20 protein-coding genes are annotated in these 22,663 nt (G+C 34.0%); 3 read left to right on the top strand and 17 right to left on the bottom strand.

The annotated features are described in order from the left end of the window. Nucleotides 1-22: 22 nt before the first annotated feature. Both rplY and J3U00_RS00175 read right to left on the bottom strand, forming a co-directional pair. On the bottom strand, nt 23-307 hold the full coding sequence (rplY, locus tag J3U00_RS00180) for a 50S ribosomal protein L25 (protein ID WP_065562334.1): 285 nt from the start codon (nt 305-307) through the stop codon (nt 23-25). 186 nt (nt 308-493) lie between these two features. After that, nucleotides 494-1,378 (bottom strand): D-hexose-6-phosphate mutarotase, encoded by an 885-nt coding sequence (locus J3U00_RS00175; RefSeq protein ID WP_267331158.1) that lies wholly within the window; start codon nt 1,376-1,378, stop codon nt 494-496. A gap of 175 nt (nt 1,379-1,553) precedes the next feature. Between J3U00_RS00175 and hemW the strand changes: the two genes are divergently transcribed. Beyond that, nucleotides 1,554-2,687, top strand: a complete 1,134-nt coding sequence (gene hemW, locus J3U00_RS00170; RefSeq protein ID WP_267331157.1) for a radical SAM family heme chaperone HemW — start codon at nt 1,554-1,556, stop codon at nt 2,685-2,687. Nucleotides 2,688-2,886: 199 nt separating this feature from the next. Here hemW and J3U00_RS00165 read toward each other — a convergent pair whose 3' ends face one another. The 15 genes from J3U00_RS00165 to rpsU form a co-directional block, all read right to left on the bottom strand. Further along, the gene (locus J3U00_RS00165) at nt 2,887-3,852 is read right to left on the bottom strand and encodes a sugar kinase (RefSeq protein ID WP_065562337.1); all 966 of its coding nucleotides are present in this window, start codon (nt 3,850-3,852) and stop codon (nt 2,887-2,889) included. A gap of 5 nt (nt 3,853-3,857) precedes the next feature. Beyond that, nucleotides 3,858-4,691 carry a DeoR/GlpR family DNA-binding transcription regulator gene (locus J3U00_RS00160; RefSeq protein ID WP_267331156.1) on the bottom strand — a complete coding sequence of 278 codons (834 nt, stop codon included), beginning with the start codon at nt 4,689-4,691 and terminating at the stop codon, nt 3,858-3,860. Between the two features lie 227 nt (nt 4,692-4,918). Continuing rightward, nucleotides 4,919-6,028 (bottom strand): bifunctional diaminohydroxyphosphoribosylaminopyrimidine deaminase/5-amino-6-(5-phosphoribosylamino)uracil reductase RibD, encoded by a 1,110-nt coding sequence (gene ribD, locus J3U00_RS00155; RefSeq protein WP_416379874.1) that lies wholly within the window; start codon nt 6,026-6,028, stop codon nt 4,919-4,921. Between the two features lie 14 nt (nt 6,029-6,042). Beyond that, a complete protein-coding gene (gene nrdR, locus J3U00_RS00150) occupies nt 6,043-6,495 on the bottom strand; it encodes a transcriptional regulator NrdR (protein WP_034882816.1) in 453 nt (150 codons plus the stop codon). A 154-nt stretch (nt 6,496-6,649) separates the two neighbouring features. Further along, entirely contained in the window at nt 6,650-7,939 is a 1,290-nt protein-coding gene (thrC, locus tag J3U00_RS00145) for a threonine synthase (protein WP_267331154.1), read from the bottom strand. Between the two features lie 70 nt (nt 7,940-8,009). Next, entirely contained in the window at nt 8,010-8,948 is a 939-nt protein-coding gene (gene thrB / locus J3U00_RS00140) for a homoserine kinase (protein WP_220225132.1), read from the bottom strand. Next, entirely contained in the window at nt 8,949-11,405 is a 2,457-nt protein-coding gene (thrA, locus tag J3U00_RS00135) for a bifunctional aspartate kinase/homoserine dehydrogenase I (protein ID WP_065562342.1), read from the bottom strand. A 318-nt stretch (nt 11,406-11,723) separates the two neighbouring features. Then, nucleotides 11,724-12,053 carry a hypothetical protein gene (locus J3U00_RS00130; protein WP_065562343.1) on the bottom strand — a complete coding sequence of 110 codons (330 nt, stop codon included), beginning with the start codon at nt 12,051-12,053 and terminating at the stop codon, nt 11,724-11,726. 139 nt (nt 12,054-12,192) lie between these two features. Next, nucleotides 12,193-12,945 carry an SDR family oxidoreductase gene (locus J3U00_RS00125; RefSeq protein WP_267331153.1) on the bottom strand — a complete coding sequence of 251 codons (753 nt, stop codon included), beginning with the start codon at nt 12,943-12,945 and terminating at the stop codon, nt 12,193-12,195. A 160-nt stretch (nt 12,946-13,105) separates the two neighbouring features. After that, nucleotides 13,106-13,558: a universal stress protein UspA gene (gene uspA, locus J3U00_RS00120; protein WP_065562345.1), complete on the bottom strand. Its 453-nt coding sequence runs from the start codon at nt 13,556-13,558 to the stop codon at nt 13,106-13,108. Nucleotides 13,559-13,622: 64 nt separating this feature from the next. Then, a complete protein-coding gene (gene pitA, locus J3U00_RS00115; RefSeq protein WP_065562346.1) occupies nt 13,623-15,137 on the bottom strand; it encodes an inorganic phosphate transporter PitA in 1,515 nt (504 codons plus the stop codon). 68 nt (nt 15,138-15,205) lie between these two features. After that, entirely contained in the window at nt 15,206-16,177 is a 972-nt protein-coding gene (locus J3U00_RS00110) for a bile acid:sodium symporter family protein (protein ID WP_267331152.1), read from the bottom strand. Nucleotides 16,178-16,239: 62 nt separating this feature from the next. Continuing rightward, entirely contained in the window at nt 16,240-18,078 is a 1,839-nt protein-coding gene (gene rpoD, locus J3U00_RS00105) for an RNA polymerase sigma factor RpoD (RefSeq protein WP_065562347.1), read from the bottom strand. An 81-nt stretch (nt 18,079-18,159) separates the two neighbouring features. Beyond that, nucleotides 18,160-19,938, bottom strand: coding sequence for a DNA primase (gene dnaG / locus J3U00_RS00100; RefSeq protein WP_065734800.1), 1,779 nt, complete (start codon nt 19,936-19,938; stop codon nt 18,160-18,162). Between the two features lie 114 nt (nt 19,939-20,052). After that, nucleotides 20,053-20,268 carry a 30S ribosomal protein S21 gene (gene rpsU / locus J3U00_RS00095; RefSeq protein WP_034882800.1) on the bottom strand — a complete coding sequence of 72 codons (216 nt, stop codon included), beginning with the start codon at nt 20,266-20,268 and terminating at the stop codon, nt 20,053-20,055. A 181-nt stretch (nt 20,269-20,449) separates the two neighbouring features. Here rpsU and hemB point away from each other — a divergent pair, with 181 nt between their 5' ends. Then, a complete protein-coding gene (gene hemB, locus J3U00_RS00090; protein ID WP_065734799.1) occupies nt 20,450-21,466 on the top strand; it encodes a porphobilinogen synthase in 1,017 nt (338 codons plus the stop codon). A gap of 306 nt (nt 21,467-21,772) precedes the next feature. Beyond that, nucleotides 21,773-22,645, top strand: a complete 873-nt coding sequence (locus J3U00_RS00085; RefSeq protein ID WP_267331151.1) for a hypothetical protein — start codon at nt 21,773-21,775, stop codon at nt 22,643-22,645. Nucleotides 22,646-22,663: the final 18 nt, after the last annotated feature.

Genomic DNA, 22,663 nt, shown 5'->3' with positions numbered 1-22,663 from the left:
TGATTTTTCAACAAACATATGATTATGCGCGTACAAAATCCATGTGAACTAATTTTGGTTTAAATGGATGACGTTGTACTGCTTGCACTTTAGCTTTAACTGCTTTACCGTCAATTTCAATAGTTAGTACTTCAGAATAAAACTCTGGTTTTTCTTGCATATTGAAAATTTGATTGTGATCTAACACAATAGAAATTGCAGGTTCTGTTCCACCATAAACAATTGCTGGGAACTGCCCAGCGTGACGCAGGCGGCGGCTCGCACCCTTACCATGCTCTTTTCTAACTTCTGCTTTAAATTTAAACATATTGATTTCTCTTGTTTATTCTAAATAAAAAACCAATTACAGGCGACCCAGTAGTTGGCTATAAAATTGATGCTCTAAAAAGCGCTAAGGATTATAAAGTGTTATGATTGTAAACGCAATCAAATAATCAGTTTAATAAAGATATAGTCTTATATTGATTGCGTTTGCAATATCAAAACCTAATGATTAAATAACTTCAATCTTAAATCCATATGTTGATTTCTGTATTGGCGATAATTTTAACGCCTTATTAATACGACACGTTTCAACACATACCATAGATTGATATTCTTCATCAGCAAAATCCGCCATTGCTTTAGCTTTATCTATCCAAGGATTCCAAGTAACAACATCACTTGCATTAACATTAGTTAATTTAATTGTTCGTTTACCATCGGTAATAAGGATTGAGTCATCCGCATGGGTATAAATGCGATCAACCTCTTGATTAAAGGTAAGTTGCCCTGAAATTGATGGTTTATTTTCAACTGCTAAGCGTTCTTGATAAGAATCGCCTAAACCTTTAACAGTGACATCATTAATATTATTAACTTCAAAATAAGTATGTAATGCACTTGTTGCTTCGAAATCCCCAGTGCAAGATAAATTCACTTCACACGTTTGTCCAACATGAATGGTTAACCAAGCTTGGAAAGGTTTTGTGAAAAACTGTTCTGTTTGCTGATTATTAGTTAATGATAAAGTTAAATTCACTCCATTATTATCTTCTTTGCAAGAATCTAATTTCCATTCAACCAGACGCGCAAAACCATGCATAGGATCACCCAATTTACCAAACCATGGCCAACAAATTGGTACTCCCCCTCTAATTGCAACTTCCTTTTTAAAGTTAGCTTTTTGACTTAACCAAATAACCGGTGTCGGTTCTGTTGATGGTTGCCAAAATAAAAGATGAGCACCTTGTAACGATACTGCTGCTGAACACGTTTTATGTTTAATCACTATGACAGGCAATTCACCAAATGTACATTGATTAACTGATGCACTCACTGATGTACTCACTGATGTACTTGATAAATCACTATCTAAAATCTGCTTAATAATACTCATATTTACTCCTAACTATCTAATTTGCTTGGCGAACATCGTCTTTAGTCATTAATTGTACGCGCATTATTCGAATTATAAAAACGGAATAAAAGCTTTTTTTACTAAATTGGAGTAATATAGCCAGCTATTTCTTATCAGTTGCTGACACTTTTTTTAAAAATTTGAGGAAAGGTATATGGTTCAATATAAAATCCCGTTGAGTTTATATATACATATGCCATGGTGTGTACAAAAGTGTCCATATTGTGATTTTAATTCACATAACATGAAGAAAACGCCCGATTATTCAGCATATATAAATCATTTAATTAATGATTTAAAACAAGACGTCATGCTTTCAAATGATCGTTCTATTGACTCTATTTTTATTGGTGGAGGTACACCCAGTCTTTTCTCCGCGGATTTAATTAATAAATTATTAATGAGTATAAATAAAATTATACCAATTAATCACGACGCAGAAATAACAATTGAAGCCAATCCTAATTCAGTTGATGTAGAAAGATTTAAGGGATATCAACAAGCTGGAATTAATCGAATATCAATTGGTGTACAAAGCTTTCAAGCAGATAAGCTTGCAAAATTAGGACGAGTTCATAATCCGCAAGAAGCAATAGATGCTGGAAAATTAGCACAAAATTTAAAGTTAAAAAGCTTTAATATAGATTTAATGCATGGCTTGCCTAATCAAACAGTATGTGATGCATTGAGTGATCTAAAACAGGCAATAGAAATTGCACCGCCACATTTATCTTGGTATCAACTTACAATAGAACCTAACACTTTATTTGGTTCTAAACCGCCTGTTTTACCGGATGATGATATGTTATGGGATATTTATCAACAAGGCCATCAATTATTAACTAAGCATGGTTACCTACAATATGAAACATCTGCTTATGCAAAGGCCAATTATCAATGCCAACATAATTTAAATTATTGGCGGTTTGGTGATTATATCGGTGTTGGTTGTGGTGCTCATGGAAAATTAACCCAAAATGATGGCACAATTATTCGCACCGTAAAAACAAAACATCCTAAAGGATATTTAGAAGGACGCTATTTGGAACAATCTTATACTGTCCCTAAAGATGAGTTAGCATTTGAATTTTTTATGAATAGATTTAGATTATTTGAAGCCACACCTAAATCCGAATTTGAACAACGAACTTTTTTACCTTTACACTCTATTGATAAGCAGATATCGACTGCTATTGAAAAAAAATATTTGATTGATAACAACCAATGCTGGCAAATCACAGAGCATGGGAAATTATTTTTAAATTCATTACTTGAAATATTCTTATAACGAAATCAGTTAAAAGATTTACTACTTATTAACAAAACAAATACTAACAATTTAACTAAACCTACGCATATCTTAACTAAAATTTATCTGAAAAGAGTGCATAATATGTACAACAATGCATTTATTTCATTGTTTTCCTATTCCTTATGTTTTCCCAATAACATTGTTATTGGGATTTTTTTTAGGGTTTGAAATAAGATTAATTATTTATATTTTCCGATAAGAATTTTTCAATCGCGATAAGGGATGATGTTCCTTCCATTGGTCCTTTATAAGATGAAGACAACGCATAACAAGCATTTGCATACATTAAAGTCTGTTCAACACTAAATCCTGACAGTAGTAAACTCACAAAAGTTGCATCAAAGCAGTAATCAGCACCCGAATGGTCAATCGCATCAATACTAAAACCCTTAGAATAAATTGTATTAATATTATTTTTATCATCGCAACAATAATAATTTGCACCATCACTGCCTTTTTTCACCACGAGATGTTTGATACCTTTCTCCAATAAAGCTTTAATCGTTTCTTCATCACTTTCATAATTTTCAGAAAAATACCTAACTTGTGTTTCATTAATCAAAATGATATCGGTAAATTCTAATATATAACTAAAAGACTGTTCTATCTCACGAATCTCCGACATTTCTTTATGCAAATTAGGATCAAAAGAAACAGTTCCACCATGGCTTTTAATAAAATTTATTACTTTGCACATCGCATCAATGGCTCGAAATGAATAAAGTGATGATCCCATAATATGTAAATGATTGCAGTCTTTTAATAAAGCTTCATTCACATGATCAAATGAAATTAAGCCACAGGCACTATTTAAAACGTTATAAATTAAACTTCGCTCTTTTGGACCAATTTGCGTTGAAAATGCGCTAGCTGTTTTTACTTTATTATGAGAAGTAATCCCATTAACATTTACCCCATCTTGTTTAAGTCGGTTAATGCACATTTTTCCAAAAGGATCTTTTCCAACACAACTTAAAAAGATAACTGGAAAACCTAATTTGGCAACTTGATTTGCAAAGATAGCTGGGGCTCCACTAGGGTATGGTCCAATATATTCATTTGTATAATCAAAACGTTGATTGAATTCCTTAGCAACAAATTCAACAAACAATTCGCCCATTGTACAAATTTTAACATCCATGTTAATTAGGCCTCCAATGCATTATGGTAAGTTACAGAATATTTAGTTGTTGTATGTTGTTTAAAATTAGAATTAAGCAATAGTTGATGATATTCATTAACAGCGGAGCGGGATAAAATAATAACATCCATATTTTTTAATTTACCAATAGTATGATTATCATTACTGCTGATTCTTGGCGGTAAAATACCGATAGAATGATCTGAATTTTTTAATATCTGTTGATAAAGTTCTTGATGTTCAATATCTTGAATAGCTAAATAATTGTTAGTATTAATAGCTGCGAATTCGAATATAAAATGTGATATTGGGAATTGCGTTAATATAGATGATGAAAAGTTAGGATGCTGTAGTACATTACCATTTATTAAAAAACCACCAACAAGAATCACTTCTGCATCTGAGAATTCTCTAACCAGTTTCGCGTTATTAATATCATTTAAAATAACTGTTAATGATTTTTTGCTATGCAGAAAAGGGATCAATTTTCGAATCAAATGACCATGACTTAAAAAAATTGTATCACCATCTTCAATATAATTTAGACAAGTTTTTACTAAATTAACATCACTATTATCAGCATTAAGATATGATGCCAAACGACTTGGATACACACTGTTTGAATTGCTAATAAAATCTTCAGGCGAAATATAGATAGCTCGCCCAAAAAAACGTTTTAAATACCCTTGATGTTCTAAATATGTTAAATCTTGACGAATAGTTACATGAGAAACCTGTAGCATGTCAGATAACTCATCAACTTTTATTTCTCCATTTTTGCGCACAATCGCAGCAATTTCCAATCGCCGCTTTAATTGTGCCGAAGATACTTTAGCCATTTCACATCCTATGTTAAAAGATAAATACCTAACTCAAAAACAGATAAAATTTATCATACAAGTTGTAAACGATAAACCCTAGAAAGGAACTGAACCGATTAAGTAGTGTAAAAATATACTCAGTTTGTACTTTAATTTCTAAATTACAGAGATATAGTTAATCGTTAAAATAGAATATTAACAACTCAAAAATTGTTAAATAGCACAATATATTTAAATAAAAGTTATCAAAAAACCCCGTTCCTCAACATTATTTTCAGATCATCACCCACCATTTCAACAGATTCAAATCGGAACTGAGGTGCTAACGAAAGTTTTTGTAAGTGAGGTAATACAAACATATCTTGTGCATTATGACCAAGCAATTTAGGTGCATAATAGATGATTAACTCATCCACGAGATTTTGCTCAATTAGCGCACCGGCTAAATGAGATCCAGCTTCGACCCATACAGAATTTATTTGCTGCTTGGCTAATATGGATAATAATTCTAATAAGTCGACTTGATGACTGTTTGATGATTCAATGATAAGTTTTGTATTTGGTGATGATATTAGAACATTTTGCTTTCTAACCAACCAAGTTTCACCAGGCTGATTAAAGATATTTTCATCACCCGTCATTTGATTTTTGCTATCGATTATCACTCGTATAGGTTGACGAATTTTGGTAGAAGGGTAAATTTCTTTAATTGAATCAGGTAATTCATTATATCTAACCGTTAAACTCGCATTATCTTCCTGAACTGTTTTTCTGGTACTTAAGATACAACTTGCCTGAGCTCTATATTGCTGAACATCTTGTCTTGCCGCAACGGAGGTTATCCATTTACTTTCGCCTGATGCCATAGCTATTTTACCATCTAAAGAAACTGCCATTTTTAGTTGTACAAATGGCAAACCTGTTCGCATCCGTTTTAAAAAGCCTTTATTAATGGCTTCGGCTTGATCAGCTAACACGCCAACACAAACTTCAATGCCTGCATCAGTTAATCTCTTTATACCTTGTCCTGCGACATTGGGATTAGGATCCTGCATAGCAATAACAACTCGTTTAATTCCCGATTTAACCAGTGCATCTGCGCAAGGAGGCGTTCTTCCATAATGGCTGCAAGGCTCTAGCGTTACATAAGCCGTAGCATCTTTAGCTTCATCACCAGCCATTTTTAGTGCATAGACTTCTGCATGAGGTAAACCAGCTTTCATATGAAAACCTTTACCAATGATGTGATCATTTTTAACAATGATACAACCGACATTAGGATTAGGGGTAGTAGTGAAGCGACCAAGTTTAGCAAGCTCAATAGCTTGCTGCATATAAAATTGATCTTTATTCATAGTCATAATGAGGATTACTTTTGTTGTAACTTAGCAATTTCATTACTGAATTGTTCAATATCATCAAAGCTAAAATAGACAGATGCGAAACGGATATAGGCAACTTTATCAAGATTTTTAAGCTCTTCAATAACAAAATTACCAATTAATTTGGCCGGTACTTCCCTTTCTCCTGTTGCTCTCAGTTTCGATTTAATTCGAGTAATTGCATCTTCAATTGCATCAAAACTAACAGGGCGTTTTTCTAGTGCTCGTTTTATACCATTTCGGAGTTTATCTTCATTGAAAGGTTCGCGAACTTTATTGCTTTTAATAACATTAGGCATAATTAATTCAGCCACTTCAAATGTCGTAAAACGTTCATTACATTCGACACATTGTCGACGACGACGAACCTGAAACCCTTCACCAACTAAACGAGAATCAATAACTTTTGTATCATCTGCATTACAAAACGGACAGTGCATAAATATATCCTGATAACGTTTTAACTTACATTACAATAGCCGAAATTAGCCATTTAAACAAGTTATCAACAAAGTAATATAAACTAGCTCTATTAATTAACTTGTAATTCAAAAAAGCTAAAAACCGTCACCAATCTGGTGACGGGAATTGAATTTACCATGTCAATGAGATTAAGAAATCACGTAATTTATTAAAATCATCAGGCATATGGTGAGAAAGTAAAGGCATATCAGCTCGTTCAGCCAGAGGTTGTGGTAGTGAGATTGATCGGCCAAGGATATCCTCAACTACTTCTTTAAACTTAGCTGGATGAGCTGTACCCAAAAATAAACCATACTCCCCTTCTTGCAACTGGTCTCGTAATGCACGATAAGCAATAGCACCATGAGGCTCGGATAAATATCCTTTTTTATCTAATTCCTTAACCGTTTCTACGGAAACGGAATCAGAAACAGCAGCATGCCCTAATGATTTAAGTACCCAACCTTCTCGTTTATAAATTTCTTCGATTCTTGGCCAGTTGTTTGGCTGACTAACATCCATAGCATTTGATAATGTTGCCACAGTTTTATGGGGTTCCCATTTTCCTGTTTCTAAATAACGTGGAACCGTATCATTAGCATTAGTAGCAGCAATAAAGCGTTTAATTGGTAACCCCATCGTTTTAGCTAGTAAACCAGCAGTTAAATCACCAAAATTACCACTTGGTACTGAAATAACTAATTGTTCGCGTTGTTTTGGCGTAAGCTGTGCATAAGCCTCAAAATAATAGCAAATTTGAGCTAAAAGCCGACTGATATTAATCGAGTTAGCTGAGTTTAAACCAATTGTAGTTTTTAGCTCTTCATCATCAAACGCTTTTTTAACTAAAGCTTGGCAGGCATCAAAATCACTTTGAATAGCAATTGTGTGAATGTTATCGCCTAAAGTACAAAATAGTTTTTCTTGTAACGGACTAATTTTACCTTCCGGATATAAAATCACTACACGAATATTGGGTAAGTGATAAAACGCATGGGCAACAGCAGCACCAGTATCACCAGAGGTTGCTGTTAAGATAGTAATCTTTTTATCTGCTGCCACTTGGACTAAAGCCTGAGCCATAAAGCGTCCACCAAAGTCTTTGAATGCTAATGTTGGGCCATGATAAAGTTCTAATGTTCCAATATCATCTTCTACTGATTTAACTGGAGCTGGAAATTGGAATGCGTTTTGCACTAGTCGATGCATATCATTATCGCTAATTTCATTGCCAATAAACGCCGATAAGATTTTGGCACTACGTGTGATAAAATCCATTTTTAAAAGTGCTTCTATTTCTGCTGATGAAAATTTTGGCAATTGTTCTGGAAAAAATAGACCTTGTTCTTTCCCTAAACCTTGTTGTACCGCCTGCGCGAAACTAACTTGCTCTGAATGATCTTTTAAGTTATACAGTTTCATAATGTGTTCCAATTCTTTTATGCTTTAATTGTTTTCTTATTGATTTAATATTATTGTTTTGTTTAATAACTTAAATCTCTCTTGCACCTTGTGGATCTATTTTACAAATATGAGTAAAACCTTCTTCATTTTGTAGATAAGAACTTTTTAACAACGACTCAATCTGCTGTGCAGTTTCAAGGTTGTCGGCCACCACAAACATCGTCGGCCCTGAGCCTGATATACCCGAGGCTAGTGCACCAAGTTGTTTGACCTTTTTTTGTGTTTCATCGAAATTAGGTAGCAATTGTTTACGATAAGGTTCTGCAATATTATCAATCAACATTGCTGCTGCAAGTTTTGGTTGTTTAGTATAACAAGCATGTAAAAAACCACCTACGTAACGACCGTGCGCGACACAATCGGCTTTTTGATATTGAGCTGGTAATATTGCTCGAGCTTCAGCTGTAGAAACTTTAATACCAGGATAAGCCATCACCCAATACCAATTTTCAAAATGAGGTATTGACTCACTTATAATGCCCATTTCGTCGAGAATAAGTTGCATTCCACCTAAATAGCAAGGAGCAACATTATCATAATGAACACTACCAGAAATGCAGCCTTCAAGTTCGCCCATCATGGAGAGCAATTCAAATTTATTAAATGGTTCATTAAAAAACTTATTTAACGCAACAAAAGCACCAACAACAGAGCAAGCGCTTGAACCTAATCCAGAACCAATTGGCATGTTTTTTTCAAGCGTCATTTTTATCGGTAATGTTTTCCCCATGGCTTTACAAAAACGCTGCCAACATTGATAAACAATATTTAATTTGGGATCCTTTGGTAAATTTTTAACAAATTGACCTTGGCTGGTAAAGCTAAACTCAGTTGCAGACTCGATAGTAATACAGTCACCCAACATCGCACCACTAATTGGATTGATTGCTGCACCTAAAATATCAAAGCCAACACTAATATTTGCCATTGATGCAGGTGCATACACAGTTAATGATTTTTGACTCATTTAGCCTCCAATTTTTCCAGATGTGGTTCGTAAAATATCGGCAAACACACCCGCAGCTGTAACGTCATTACCAGCACCATAACCACGTAATACTAATGGAATTGGTTGATAGTACCTAGTATAAAATGCTAAAGCATTTTCACCATTTTTAACTTTATAAAGTGGATCATCATTATCAACAGATTCTATCTTAACGCTACATTGGTTTCCATCAATACTACCAACATAACGTAACACTTTTCCTTCTTTAGCTGCCTTTTCTGATTTTTCTTTAAACTGAGCGTCTAATTGTGGTAATTTTGCCATGAATTCATCGATACTACCTTTAGAATATTCAGCTGGTAATACTGACTCAACTTTAATTTGATCAAGTTCTAGTTGTAATCCAGCCTCCCGAGCTAAAATTAATAGCTTTCTTGCGACATCTGTTCCTGATAAGTCATCTCTAGGATCAGGCTCGGTAAAACCTTTTTCTTTCGCTAATTTAGTTGCTTCTGACAATGACATACCTTCGTCTAACTTACCAAAAATGAAAGACAATGATCCAGATAAAATCCCTGAAAACTTGATTAATTCATCACCCGCGTTCAGTAGATTTTGTAAATTTTCTATCACAGGTAAACCTGCACCAACGTTAGTATCATATTGAAATTTTCGCTTACTATTAGCTGCTTCTTGCCGTAAACGATGGTAATAAGCCATCGAACTTGTATTGGCTTTCTTATTTGGCGTTACAACATGAAAACCATTAGCTAAAAAATCAACATATTTATCTGATACATCACTACTTGAAGTACAATCGACTAAAATTGGATTGAGGAGACGGTTATTTTTAGCAAAATCAATAATGCTATTTAGAGTATAATTGGTCTCGCTTTGTTTTATTTGATCGCGCCAATTTGTTAAATCAATACCATCCCGATTAAGTACAGCGTGTTTGGAATTAAATAAACCACAAACACGTAAATCGATTTGTTTGTTTTTAAGCCATTTTTGTTGCCGACCAATTTGATCAACCAATGCACCACCAACACCACCAACACCAATAACAAACACATCTAACATTTTGTCAGTACCAAATAGCATTTGATGCGTCACACGTACACCCATTACGGCAACATCATTATCAACGACGACCGAGATTGAGCGTTCCGAGGAGCCTTGAGCAATTGCTACGATATTAATATTGGCACGGGCTAATGCAGTAAAGAAATTAGCCGATAAACCACGTAAAGTACGCATACCATCACCAACAACTGAGATAATTGCTAATTTTTCGATAACTTCAATTGGTTCAAGTAAGCCATCTTTTAACTCTAAGTAAAATTCTTCACTTAATGCCTCTTCAGCTCGGTAGAGTTCAGTTTGAGGCACACAAAAACTAATACTATATTCAGATGATGATTGCGTAATAAGTACCACAGAAATACCAGCATAAGACATAGCGGAAAAAACCCGCGCTGACATACCTACCATGCCTTTTAATCCTGGACCTGATACATTAATCATAGCCATGTTATTTAAATTAGTGATACCTTTTACTGGTGTTGAGCTATCAACAACATTAGCGCCGATTAACGTGCCTGCTGCATCTGGATTATTAGTATTTTTAATTAAACATGGAATTTGAAATTGAGCGATAGGTAATATTGTTCTTGGATGAAGCACTTTTGCACCAAAATACGATAGTTCCATAGCTTCTTGATAAGACATCGTTTTTAGTAATTTAGCATCAGGCACAATTCGAGGATCACAAGTATAAACTCCGTCAACATCAGTCCAAATTTCGCAGCTGTTGGCACGTAAACACGCTGCTAATACTGAAGCTGAATAATCAGAGCCATTACGGCCAAGAACAACTAATTCTCCTTTTTCATTACCAGCGGTAAACCCTGGCATCAAAATTATATTTTCTGGAGGTATATGCATTTCACTGATTCGATGCGATGACTCGACAATATCAACTGTAGACTCTAGATAGTCCCCCTCAGCAATCAGCATTGCCACAGGGTTAATAACTGTTACAGCATGACCTTTCGCTTTAAGCAATTCTTGCATAATTGCAATCGAAAGTTTTTCTCCTCTACAAATGATACTTGCATTAATACTATCCGGACATTGACCTAATAGCCGAATACCTTCTAATAGTTGTTTAACGTTATTTAACTCATCTAGAGCAAACTTTTTCATTTCTTCATAGGCAAAATTAGGTACCGCTTTCGAAATACCTTCTAGTAAGTCTGCAAAGATTTTTTCAGCATCGTAGATATTAGTTTGGATATCTTGTTTTGCAATGGTTTTTTCAACCATTGCCACTAGATGATTAGTAATTTTAGCTGGTGCAGATAAAACCGTTGCCGTTTGTTCTTGTTTAGCATTATTTTCAATAATCTCTGCTACACGCAAAAAACGTTCTGCGTTGGCAACAGATGTTCCTCCAAATTTTAAAACTTTCATATCACACCTTACTTATTTTTCTAACTTATGCCAATGATAATTCAAAATGCAATTTTTAAAAAATACTGATAAAACTAATATTTTGAATTCTTTTTACTTTAATTTCTATTTAAGAACTTTTTTATTTCAAAAAGTAAAAAACCCGCCTTTGGGGGCGGGTTTTTCGATATTTTTAAGGAAAAATCAACCCGCCCTATATTTCATAATAGTGCCGGTGGTACCAATAATGCCTGAAATCATCATTACCATTTTCATTATTTTTCCTTAACTAAACCCTAAACAAAACAGCCCGACATTTTCATGTCAGGCTGTAAATAATTAAAATACCTTTTTGCTGTTTTCGTATTCATTCACTACCTTATTTAAGGCTTGATAGATACTTTCGGCATTTTGTTTTTGTAATGCCTCATCAAGTATGTTGAGATACGATAACATTAATTTTTGATTGTCTTCAGCAAATTGTGGTGAAACTTCCTGATCTTCATATAACATCACATAAGTGCGAGCAAATCCAAAAATTAAAAAGTAAACCGATGCGTTATTCGGATCTTCTTGGATTAATGACCTCATAGCCTTACGTAGTTTTACATACGAATCGGTACCAGGTAAGCTTGTCGCAAATGTTTTTGTTACTTCTGAAAATGTCATTGCTAAAACCTCAATCAAAATCACAAATAAGAAGAATAGCAATCCATTAACATAAGTGCAAGTCTATTTTGTTTTTCAATTCACTTTTTTATTATTTTTTTAAAACCTCGGTATCATATAATGGTAATTTAATTTCACCTTAAACTCCTTTGCAAACTGATAACCCTGCTGAAGCTTGTGCGACCGGCATAATTTCAATTGAATTCACATTAAAATGATTTGGTGTATTAACTAACCATGAGACGGTATTGGCAATATCTTCTGGTGTAATAAAATCCACATCTTTATAAACCGCAGCAGCTTTTTCGTCATTACCATGGAATCGGACATTGGAAAACTCTGTTCCTCCACATAATCCGGGTTCGATATTTGTTACTCTGATTTTTTTACCCAATAAATCTGTTCTTAAATTAGCACTAAACTGCTTAACAAATGCTTTTGTTGCACCGTAAACATTTCCACCTTTATACGGATATGTACCGGCTACTGATCCAAGATTAATAATATAACCATAGTTACGCTCTACCATGCCAGGTAATATTTGATATGTTAAATGCACTAATCCAATAACATTGGTTTCAATCATTGTTTCCCAATCATTGTAATCAGCTTCATATGCTGGTGCTAAACCTAAAGCTAATCCTGCATTGTTAATTAATATATCGATAGGCTGAAACTCTTTAGGCTGCTGTAACAAAATTGTTTCAACAGAGTCTTTTTTTGTCACATCAAGAGTTAGCGGTAAAAAATTATCACCTAATTCTTGTGCAAGTTTTTGTAATTTATCAAGTCGTCTGGCTGCACCAATTACTTTATAACCATCAGTAATAAGTTTTCGGCAAATTGCTTTACCAAAGCCAGAAGAAGCACCAGTAACTAAAGCAATATTCATATCCAATCTCCTTCATAATAATTACAAGTGTATAACGATATTGAATGAAAAGAAAAATAGGTGCCAAAATATATACAACTTGTTTGAAAATATAACTATCTAAATTTTAGATAAAAATATATAAAAAAACCCGCTACAAGGCGGGTTCATATCGTATGTTTCATTTAGATGGTTCTTCGGATGGCTCATCATCTTTCAAAGGAACAATCAATGTATCGATATGGGTATTATTAATTAGCTGGCGTGCTGAAGACATTAATTTACTCCAAAAATCTTGGTGATGACCACAAACAACTAGATCTGCACCATATTCGTGGATAGCTTCAATTAATACTTGTCCAAATTCACCATTACCAGAAAGAGTATGTGCAATTGGATAACCTGCATCATCAGCTAATTTATTTAATGCAATATGGGCATCTTCAGTGATACGATCTTTCATATCATTCATATTAATATCAACTAGGCCTGTATAAAGGTCAGAGTAATTGATGCCCACATGAATGAGTGATATTTGAGCATTATATGGTCTAGCCATTGAGACTGCTTTTTCAACAAGAACTTCACTTTCAGGTGATAAATCCACTGCGACTAAAATGTGTTTATAAGCCATAATATTCACTCCTTCCTATTTTGACGCTCTAATTAAATTAAGATTTTATTCTTCCTTTTTACTACTAAATTAATTTTTGAGCAAGCCAAAAAAGTGACCCAGATAACAAAATTGAAATAGGTAAAGTAAGAACCCAGGTTAATGCAATATTTTTTATCGTTTTACTTTGCACTCCTCCACCATCGACAATCATCGTACCGGCAACAGATGAAGAAAGGACTTGTGTTGTCGATACAGGCATTCCTGTATAGCTTGCTATACCAATTGATAACGCTGTAGTAATTTGAGCTGAAACCCCTTGTGCATAGGTCATTCCCTTTTTACCAATCTTTTCACCAATAGTAATAGCTACTCGCCGCCAACCAATCATTGTGCCAACTGCAAGTGCTGAAGCTACTCCGATAATTATCCAAATTGGTGCATATTCAATTGTTTTTAATAAATCATTATTTAATGATTTTAGGTACTGTTTATCTTCTGCTGATACATTTGGTTGTTTAGCAACATGAGATACCGTATCAGATAAGCATAATAAAATACGTCTAGTTTGAGAACGTTGATCTACATTAAGCGAACCATAATCGTTAATTTTATTGAACAAATTGTTAGCAATACTTAACGTAGTGAAGGATCGAGAATAATCACAATGATATTTATTTAAATCATTTTCAGGAGTTGCAGTATCAACTGCTGATTGTTTACCAATTACTGTATTGAGATCATCATTATGAGTGATAAAGTACTCTTCAATATTATGAATCGCATTTCTGGTATTGGTAATTTCATAAGTTGATGCCCCCATGTTAACAATAAAACCAGCGGGTGCAATGCCCATCAATACTAACATCAATAAACCAATACCTTTTTGCCCATCATTTGCGCCATGCGAGAAACTTACACCAGCGGCTGAAATAATAAGCATAATACGAATCCAAAATGGCGGTTTCTTTTTACCATATAGCTTTTCACGCTGTTCTGGTGTCATAAAAATTCGTTCTCTTTTTTTACTACGTTTTTTACCTTGACCTTTACGGGTCCAATATTTTCGTAATAAAAAAATCATTAATCCAGCGATAACAAGACCAACAATTGGTGAAATGATTAATGATAGAAAGATTTGTATCATTTTTGGAATATTAAGTGCATCAATGATTGATGTATCCATAATAAACGCATTGGCCAATGCAACACCAATAATTGCACCAATTAAAGTATGAGAACTAGAAGCAGGAATACCTACATACCAAGTACCCAAATTCCAAATGATAGCAGCAAATAAAATTGAAAAGACCATCGCAAGTCCATGAGAAGAACTTACATTAAGTAATAAATCAGTAGGTAAAAGGTGAACGATTGCATAAGCAACACTAAGCCCGCCAAGTAATACCCCAAAAAAGTTAAACATACCAGCCATAAAAACAGCAAGCTGTTCTTTTAATGCTCTAGTATATATTACTGTCGCAACTGCATTTGCGGTATCATGAAATCCATTAATTGCCTCATAAAAAAGAACAAAAAATAGCGCTAAAACTAGTAATATAATCGTAGAAAATTCTAAATCAGCAAATAGATGAAACATAATATATCTTTCTGTTGTTAATAGCGCTTCTATTATCCTTGAGAATAACCCAATGAGCAAAACAATTTTTATATTTTTCTTTTCGCGTAATGAGAAGCTAAAACAGCGCAGATCATTAATTGTACTTGATGGAAAATCATTAGCGGTAAAATTATTATGCCTGTTATAGACATAGGAAAAATTACACTAGCCATTGGAATACCACTCGCTAAACTTTTTTTAGAGCCACAAAATACAATAGTAATTTCATCCTCTTTGTTAAAACCCAAGAATCTCGAGCTATAAGTCGTAATTAATAACACAATAGTTAATAAGATGATTGAATACACAATGATTTCTAAAAGAGATAAAAAGCTGACTTTCGACCAAATACCATTAACCACTGCATCACTAAAAGCCACATAAACAACTAATAATATCGATATACGATCGGTCTTAGAAATTACACCTTTATATTTATCAACCCATTTACCAATAAAACGTCTTGATAAATGACCGACAATAAATGGCACCATCAGTTTAAGCATAATAGATTCAATGGCATCTAATATATTCATTGAAGCAGCAGCTTGAGTATGAATTAATAATCCAACTAATACCGGTGTGATAAAGACACCTAATAGGGTCGATGCAGAAGCACTACAGATTGCAGCAGCAACATTGCCTTTTGCAATTGATGTAAAGGCAATGGCTGACTGAACGGTAGCTGGTAGGACACAAAGATATACAAAGCCTAAATAAAGATCTTCTGATAAAAAAGTTGGAACCAGTACCTGCATCATCATCCCTAAAATAGGGAATACTACAAAGGTAGTAGTAAATATCAACAGATGCAATCGCCAATTTTTTATACCAACAATTATCGCATCAAACGACAGTTTTGCACCATGCATAAAAAACAATAGACCAATAGCAAAAGTTGTAAGATTTTCAAATAACACTTTTGCTTGTCCTTTACATGGAAAAATACTTGCTGTAGTCACAACGCAAATCAAAGTCAGCAAGAATGGATCAATTTTAAATCGTTGAAGTATATTCATGATATTGGCTTGATAAGTTAAAAAAATCGCCACATAAGTGGCGATTTAGCTAAAGTTATAATTTATTCCAAGAAACTTCTAAGAACATCAGATCGGCTAGGATGACGTAATTTACGTAATGCTTTAGCCTCAATTTGACGGATACGTTCACGCGTTACATCAAATTGTTTACCTACTTCTTCAAGAGTATGGTCTGTATTCATATCAATACCAAATCGCATACGTAAGACTTTTGCTTCACGTGGTGTTAGACCAGATAAAATATCACGTGTTGCACTACGTAAACTTTCCGATGTAGCTGCATCTAGTGGTTGCTCAAGTGCAGTATCCTCAATAAAATCACCTAAGTGTGAATCTTCATCATCACCGACTGGTGTTTCCATTGAAATTGGTTCTTTTGCAATTTTTAGTACTTTACGAATTTTCTCTTCAGGCATTTGCATGCGGTCAGATAACTCTTCTGGTGTTGGTTCACGCCCAATTTCCTGAAGCATTTGACGAGAAATACGATTTAGTTTATTAATTGTCTCAATCATATGCACAGGGATACGGATTGTTCTTGCTTGGTCAGCAATTGAACGAGTGATCGCTTGTCTAATCCACCACGTTGCATAGGTTGAGAATTTATACCCTCGGCGATATTCAAACTTATCAACCGCTTTCATCAATCCAATATTACCTTCTTGAATAAGGTCCAGGAACTGTAAACCACGATTAGTATACTTTTTAGCAATAGAGATAACTAAACGTAAGTTTGCTTCAACCATCTCTTTCTTGGCTCGACGAGCTTTAGCTTCACCAATAGACATTCTTCTATTAATATCTTTGATTTGTTCGATAGAAAGATTAGTTTCTGTTTCAATTTGCTGTAAAGCTTTAATTTGCTCTTCAATTGATGATTCAAATTCTTTTAATTTAGCAGCAAATGCACCTTTACCAGTACTCGCTTTTTTATACCAGTCCATGCTATTTTCATTGCCAGTAAAATGAGTCATAAACTGTTTTTTCGGCATTTTACATTGTTCAACACAAATTCGCATAATAATACGCTCATGAGATCTTACTCGATCCATCATGCTTCTCATATTATTAACAAGAATATCAAACTGCTTGCCAACTAATCGGAATTGTTTGAAAACTTCAGATAGATTTTCAATTTCTTGTTGTGCTTTTTTATGAGCACGTCCATATTTTTTAATTGCAGCAGAAGTTTTATCATGTTGCTCTTGTAATTCAGCAAATTTCGCTTTTGCTACTTCTGGATCGATAGAGACATCATCATCAGCTGAAGAATCGCTTTCTTCTTCACTTTCATCATCACTATCGTCAATATCAATCTCTTCTTCACCGTCTTCCAATTCTTCAGGAAGTTCTTCTTCTGACTCTTCAGCATTCGGATCGACAAAACCAGTAATAAGATCGGACAAGCGAACTTCGCCGCTTTCGATTAAATTATATTGTTCTAAGAGATAAGTAATGGCTTCTGGATATTCAGATACTGAGGTTTGAACTTGGTTAATCCCATCTTCAATACGTTTTGCGATATCAATTTCGCCTTCACGGGTTAATAGTTCAACCGCACCCATTTCACGCATATACATACGTACGGGGTCAGTAGTTCGACCTATTTCTGATTCTACATTAGATAAAACTAATGCTGTTGCTGCTTCAACTGCCTCTTCATCTGGAACATTATCTGAAAGTAATAATTCATCTGAGTCTGGAGCTTCTTCAAGTACTTGAATCCCCATATCATTGATCATTTGGATAATATCTTCAATCTGATCTGAATCAATGATTTCTTCAGGCAAGTGATCATTGACGTCAGCATAGGTCAGGTATCCCAGCTCCTTACCCCGTATAATTAGGAGTTTTAACTGTGATTGAGAATTTTGCTCCATAAAGTATCACCATTTAGTTATTCGGTCATGTGTATTATATGTGCAGAATAAAAAGTATTTTTCTACACATACCCTATATATTTAGTCTTTTTTTGATAAAACAAGTATTAGTGTCGCTAATTCTTTTTTCTCTGCGGTACTTAATCCGGAGACTCTCTCTTTTGCGATCAGTTCATCTTGCCTTTGGGCGAGTATATTATCATATAACTCTTTTAAAGTATTAGAAAAAATTGATTCTATTTCATCATCTTGGTAATGGTACTCCCAGGTTGCTAAACGACTTAGCTGTTTATAATATGGTCGGTTAATACATTCTGTTAATATTTGTGCTGTAGTTATATTTGGATATTGTTGGCATAATTCAAGTAGTTCAATAAATATATCAATTCCCGCTAAGTTAACTTGCCTCATAACGTTAATATCAGATACCATTTTAGCTAGATTTGGGTATTGAAGTAACAAACCAATTAAAATCCGCATAGTGGTCAATTTCATTTTTGGCACAGGTGCTGAATCAATAGTTCTATTTTCGCTTATATTATTATTTGCGATTAATTGTTCAATTTGGGATAGATCCAATAGCCCCAAATAACGCCCTAATTTTTGAAGTAAATTAAGTCTAAATACTTTTGCTTTTACCTGTTCAAGTAAAGGAATAGCAAGTGAACTCAATTTAGCTTTACCTTCAGCTGATTTTAAATCGACCTGTTTTAATAACTCATCGAACAAAAATTCAGATAAGTTAGGCGCCTTTTTTATGTAATCTTCAAAGCCATCTTTTCCGACTTTACGCACGTAACTATCTGGATCTTCATCTTGTGGTAAAAAAGCAAAAGTTATATCTTTACCATCAATCAAACAAGGTAGTAATACATTAAGCGCTCGCCATGCAGCATTTCGCCCGGCTTTATCACCATCGTAACAAAATATTACGGAATCTGTTGCTCTAAATAGAAGCTTAATATGCTCTTCTGATGTTGCTGTTCCTAAAGCAGCTACAGCGTAATCAATACCGTACTGTGCAAGAGAAACAACATCCATATAACCTTCAACAATTATTAATTGCTTTAAATTACGATTAGTTTCTTGTGCTTCATAAAGTCCATATAATTGAAAACCTTTATGAAAAATAGGAGTTTCAGGTGAATTTAGATATTTCGCCGACTCATTGAAGATCGTCCTTCCACCAAAAGCGATAACATTACCTTGTCTATCGCGAATCGGGAACATGATACGCCCACGAAAGCGATCATATCGATTACCTATATCGTTATTGACAGACATCCCTGCCTTGTCATATAGCACCACTTCATTTTCAGTCTTAACTATATTTTGAAAAGTTAGTTGTTTTGAATTAGGTGCATAACCGATTTTATACCTAGCTATAATCTCTGCGTTTAATCCGCGTTGTTCAAGATACTTTTGAGCATCTACCGAAGTCGATAATGCTAATTGCTGCTGGTAGAAATCAGTTATTTTAGACATCAATGAATAAAGATCTCGACGAACATTACGAGATTCAATTTGCTTTGATGCATCAGCTTGATTATTTTCGTTATCCGTGTATGGAACACGGATTCCTTGCATACTAGCTATCTCTTCAATTGCCTCAGGAAAAGACAATCGCTCATATTGCATCAAAAAATTTACTGCAGATCCAGTAGCGCCACATCCAAAACAATAGTAAATCTGCTTTTTTTCGCTTAATGAGAAAGAAGCGGTTTTCTCATCATGAAAAGGACAACAACCAAAATAGTTATTTCCTTTTTTTTTCATTTTAACGCGCTTACCTATCACATCAAGGATATTTGTGCGGGCAAGCAAATCTAAAATAAAATCGCGAGGAATAAGACCTTTCATGATAAAATTCAACCATTTATGGCATTACACAAAGACAACAAGCCGTAGTAAAAGTACGGCTTGTTAAAATTTTTATATTAAAAAAATAAATAAATTAAATTTTCAGTATAAATATTAATATAGACGAGTGCGACGAGCGTTTTCTCTTTCTAATTTCTTAGCGTGGCGTTTAACAGCAGCTGCTTTTGCGCGTTTACGAATAGTTGTTGGTTTTTCGTAAAATTCACGGTTACGAACTTCAGCTAAAACTCCTGCTTTTTCGCAAGAACGTTTAAAACGACGTAATGCTACATCGAAAGGTTCATTTTCACGTACTTTAATTACTGGCATGTGCCTCTCACCTCAAATTTGGTTAATATCACAAGGGACTAAAAATTAGTGCGCAATTTTACCTCTAAATCATATAAGTTGTAAAGTAAAATATCGTATAATTACGACATAACAAATTATTTGCTAATCTTACTTTTGAGTCAGATAATAAGACCGTTTAATCAAAAATATAGGTATTTATATGTCATCAGTCTTTACCGGTCAATATCCCCAAAGACGATTACGTCGTAATCGTGCTCATGATTTTAGTCGTCGCCTAGTTGCAGAAAATCGTTTAACAGTTGATGATTTGATTTATCCAGTATTTATCGTTGAAGGGAAAAATATTATTCAATCTGTATCATCAATGCCCAATGTTAAAAGAATGAGCGTTGATGTATTAGTGAAAGAGGCAGAGCAAGTTGCCAAATTAGGCATTCCTATATTGTCTTTGTTTCCTGCTATTGAGCCTTCTCAAAAATCACTGTTAGCTGAAGAAGCTTATAACGAAAATGGATTAGTTCCTAAAGCAATTAGGGCACTAAAAAAAGAGTTACCAGAACTCGGAATTTTAAGTGATGTTGCACTCGATCCTTATACCACTCATGGCCAAGACGGTATTATTGATGATAGTGGTTATGTTTTAAATGATACATCTGTTAGTACTTTGGTTAAACAAGCATTAGTTCAAGCTCAAGCAGGTTCTGATATTATTGCACCTAGTGACATGATGGATGGTCGAATTGGCGCAATTCGTAATGGGCTAGAATCACATGATTTTATTAATACGCAAATAATGGCTTATTCAGCAAAATATGCCTCTAGCTTTTATGGACCATTTCGTGATGCTGTAGGTTCAGCAAAAAACATTAAAGGTGGTAATAAAAAAACCTATCAACTTGATCCGGCCAACGCTAATGAAGCATTACAAGAAATTTACCAAGATTTAAGTGAAGGTGCTGACATGGTAATGGTTAAGCCTGGGTTGCCTTACCTAGATATTGTTCGTAAAGTAAAAGACACTTTTGCGGTACCAACCTTTGCCTATCAAGTATCTGGAGAATATGCAATGTTGATGGCCGCAATTGGAAACGGTTGGTTAGATGAAAAATCTGTCATCATGGAATCATTACTCTGTTTTAAACGCGCAGGTGCAGATGGGGTTTTAACCTATTTTGCCAAACAAATAGCTCAATGGCTCAATAACCCAGAGCATTGATGGTTTTATCTGATTCATATCAATCGGCAACTTATCGCAGATTGATATGATCAATATTTAAATTTTCTTACCTCATCATTTTTTTCGAAGTAATCTGTTAATTTAAAAATAAAAATTCTGACGAAAACTATATCTTTGACCTCCAATTTGCTAATATTTGTAAAGCTTATCTATAAGAAACGAATACAAATGAAATTCAAATTTATGCTCTAAACAGACTAAGATTGCAATAAAATACTGAAGTTGATTAAGCTTTTTTATTAGATATAAATAAAACTCTAACTCTAACATTAAGAGACTAATATTATGAAAAATTATATCTATCTATTCTTTTTGACTATTTTTTTATTAACGGGATGTGATAATCAAAAAAAGGCAGAAACAAATACCGCCTCAAGTACAAGCAAAAATCAAGAGGCCCAAACTGAGAATAATGCTATAAACAAAAATATAAATAATGAATTTAAATCCCAATCATCAATATTGGTAAGTAATAGTTATCTTTTTCATACCGAACCAGAACTCCTACCTCATAAAAAACTGATCAAACACCAAAAAATCCAAGGACCGACAGAAAAAACGATCAATTATAATGCTCAAGGTTATGTACAGAATTATGATCTTGAAGGTTTATATGGCGAAATAAACTATGATACAGCCAAATATATTTATGGCATGAAAGATGTTAGGAATAATTACGATGTTTCTTTTGACGATTCAAAAAATATTATTGGTATGAAAGATGATAATGGTGACATTGTTGCAATTAATGAATTTGATGAACAAGGTCATTTAGTTGAAACAACCTTATCCAACTTTGCCGATAATAATATTGTTTTTAATAGTAAAATTATTTATAACGGCGATCTGGTTGAACAAGTTTTATATAATGCTTATATAAAATCAGATGAACGAACTAAACTGCCCGTTTTAGTGAGAGAGAAAGATATAGTTTATAACACTAATCATCAGCTCGAAAAAACAATTACTAGAACATATAAATTATCAGCAAAAGGTAATGTAATCATCAATGATAAAAATGAACAAGAGTTAGAATCAACTGAGACTTGTACCTATTTCGCTTATAACGAAAATAACGACTGGACTAAAGCTGTTTGTGAAACAGTAGGAGAAGGTTCAAGTAAAATTGATTTAACCAGAACCATTGAATATTTATAAATTGTTAATTAAGTGAAT

It is taken from the genome of Gilliamella sp. B3127, from assembly GCF_026536935.1.
GTDB lineage: Bacteria > Pseudomonadota > Gammaproteobacteria > Enterobacterales > Orbaceae > Gilliamella > Gilliamella apicola_E.
The sequence above is the reverse complement of the archived record's forward strand: the minus strand, read 5'-3'. Positions and strand labels throughout refer to the sequence as shown.

Excerpts from the sequence above, each read along its gene's own strand:
- rplY (WP_065562334.1), bottom strand. The coding sequence starts at position 307 with ATGTTTAAATTTAAAGCAGAAGTTAGAAAAGAGCATGGTAAGGGTGCG.
- J3U00_RS00175 (WP_267331158.1), bottom strand. The coding sequence starts at position 1,378 with ATGAGTATTATTAAGCAGATTTTAGATAGTGATTTATCAAGTACATCA.
- hemW (WP_267331157.1), top strand. The coding sequence starts at position 1,554 with ATGGTTCAATATAAAATCCCGTTGAGTTTATATATACATATGCCATGG.
- J3U00_RS00165 (WP_065562337.1), bottom strand. The coding sequence starts at position 3,852 with ATGGATGTTAAAATTTGTACAATGGGCGAATTGTTTGTTGAATTTGTT.
- J3U00_RS00160 (WP_267331156.1), bottom strand. The coding sequence starts at position 4,691 with ATGGCTAAAGTATCTTCGGCACAATTAAAGCGGCGATTGGAAATTGCT.
- ribD (WP_416379874.1), bottom strand. The coding sequence starts at position 6,028 with ATGAATAAAGATCAATTTTATATGCAGCAAGCTATTGAGCTTGCTAAA.
- nrdR (WP_034882816.1), bottom strand. The coding sequence starts at position 6,495 with ATGCACTGTCCGTTTTGTAATGCAGATGATACAAAAGTTATTGATTCT.
- thrC (WP_267331154.1), bottom strand. The coding sequence starts at position 7,939 with ATGAAACTGTATAACTTAAAAGATCATTCAGAGCAAGTTAGTTTCGCG.
- thrB (WP_220225132.1), bottom strand. The coding sequence starts at position 8,948 with ATGAGTCAAAAATCATTAACTGTGTATGCACCTGCATCAATGGCAAAT.
- thrA (WP_065562342.1), bottom strand. The coding sequence starts at position 11,405 with ATGAAAGTTTTAAAATTTGGAGGAACATCTGTTGCCAACGCAGAACGT.
- J3U00_RS00130 (WP_065562343.1), bottom strand. The coding sequence starts at position 12,053 with ATGACATTTTCAGAAGTAACAAAAACATTTGCGACAAGCTTACCTGGT.
- J3U00_RS00125 (WP_267331153.1), bottom strand. The coding sequence starts at position 12,945 with ATGAATATTGCTTTAGTTACTGGTGCTTCTTCTGGCTTTGGTAAAGCA.
- uspA (WP_065562345.1), bottom strand. The coding sequence starts at position 13,558 with ATGGCTTATAAACACATTTTAGTCGCAGTGGATTTATCACCTGAAAGT.
- pitA (WP_065562346.1), bottom strand. The coding sequence starts at position 15,137 with ATGTTTCATCTATTTGCTGATTTAGAATTTTCTACGATTATATTACTA.
- J3U00_RS00110 (WP_267331152.1), bottom strand. The coding sequence starts at position 16,177 with ATGAATATACTTCAACGATTTAAAATTGATCCATTCTTGCTGACTTTG.
- rpoD (WP_065562347.1), bottom strand. The coding sequence starts at position 18,078 with ATGGAGCAAAATTCTCAATCACAGTTAAAACTCCTAATTATACGGGGT.
- dnaG (WP_065734800.1), bottom strand. The coding sequence starts at position 19,938 with ATGAAAGGTCTTATTCCTCGCGATTTTATTTTAGATTTGCTTGCCCGC.
- rpsU (WP_034882800.1), bottom strand. The coding sequence starts at position 20,268 with ATGCCAGTAATTAAAGTACGTGAAAATGAACCTTTCGATGTAGCATTA.
- hemB (WP_065734799.1), top strand. The coding sequence starts at position 20,450 with ATGTCATCAGTCTTTACCGGTCAATATCCCCAAAGACGATTACGTCGT.
- J3U00_RS00085 (WP_267331151.1), top strand. The coding sequence starts at position 21,773 with ATGAAAAATTATATCTATCTATTCTTTTTGACTATTTTTTTATTAACG.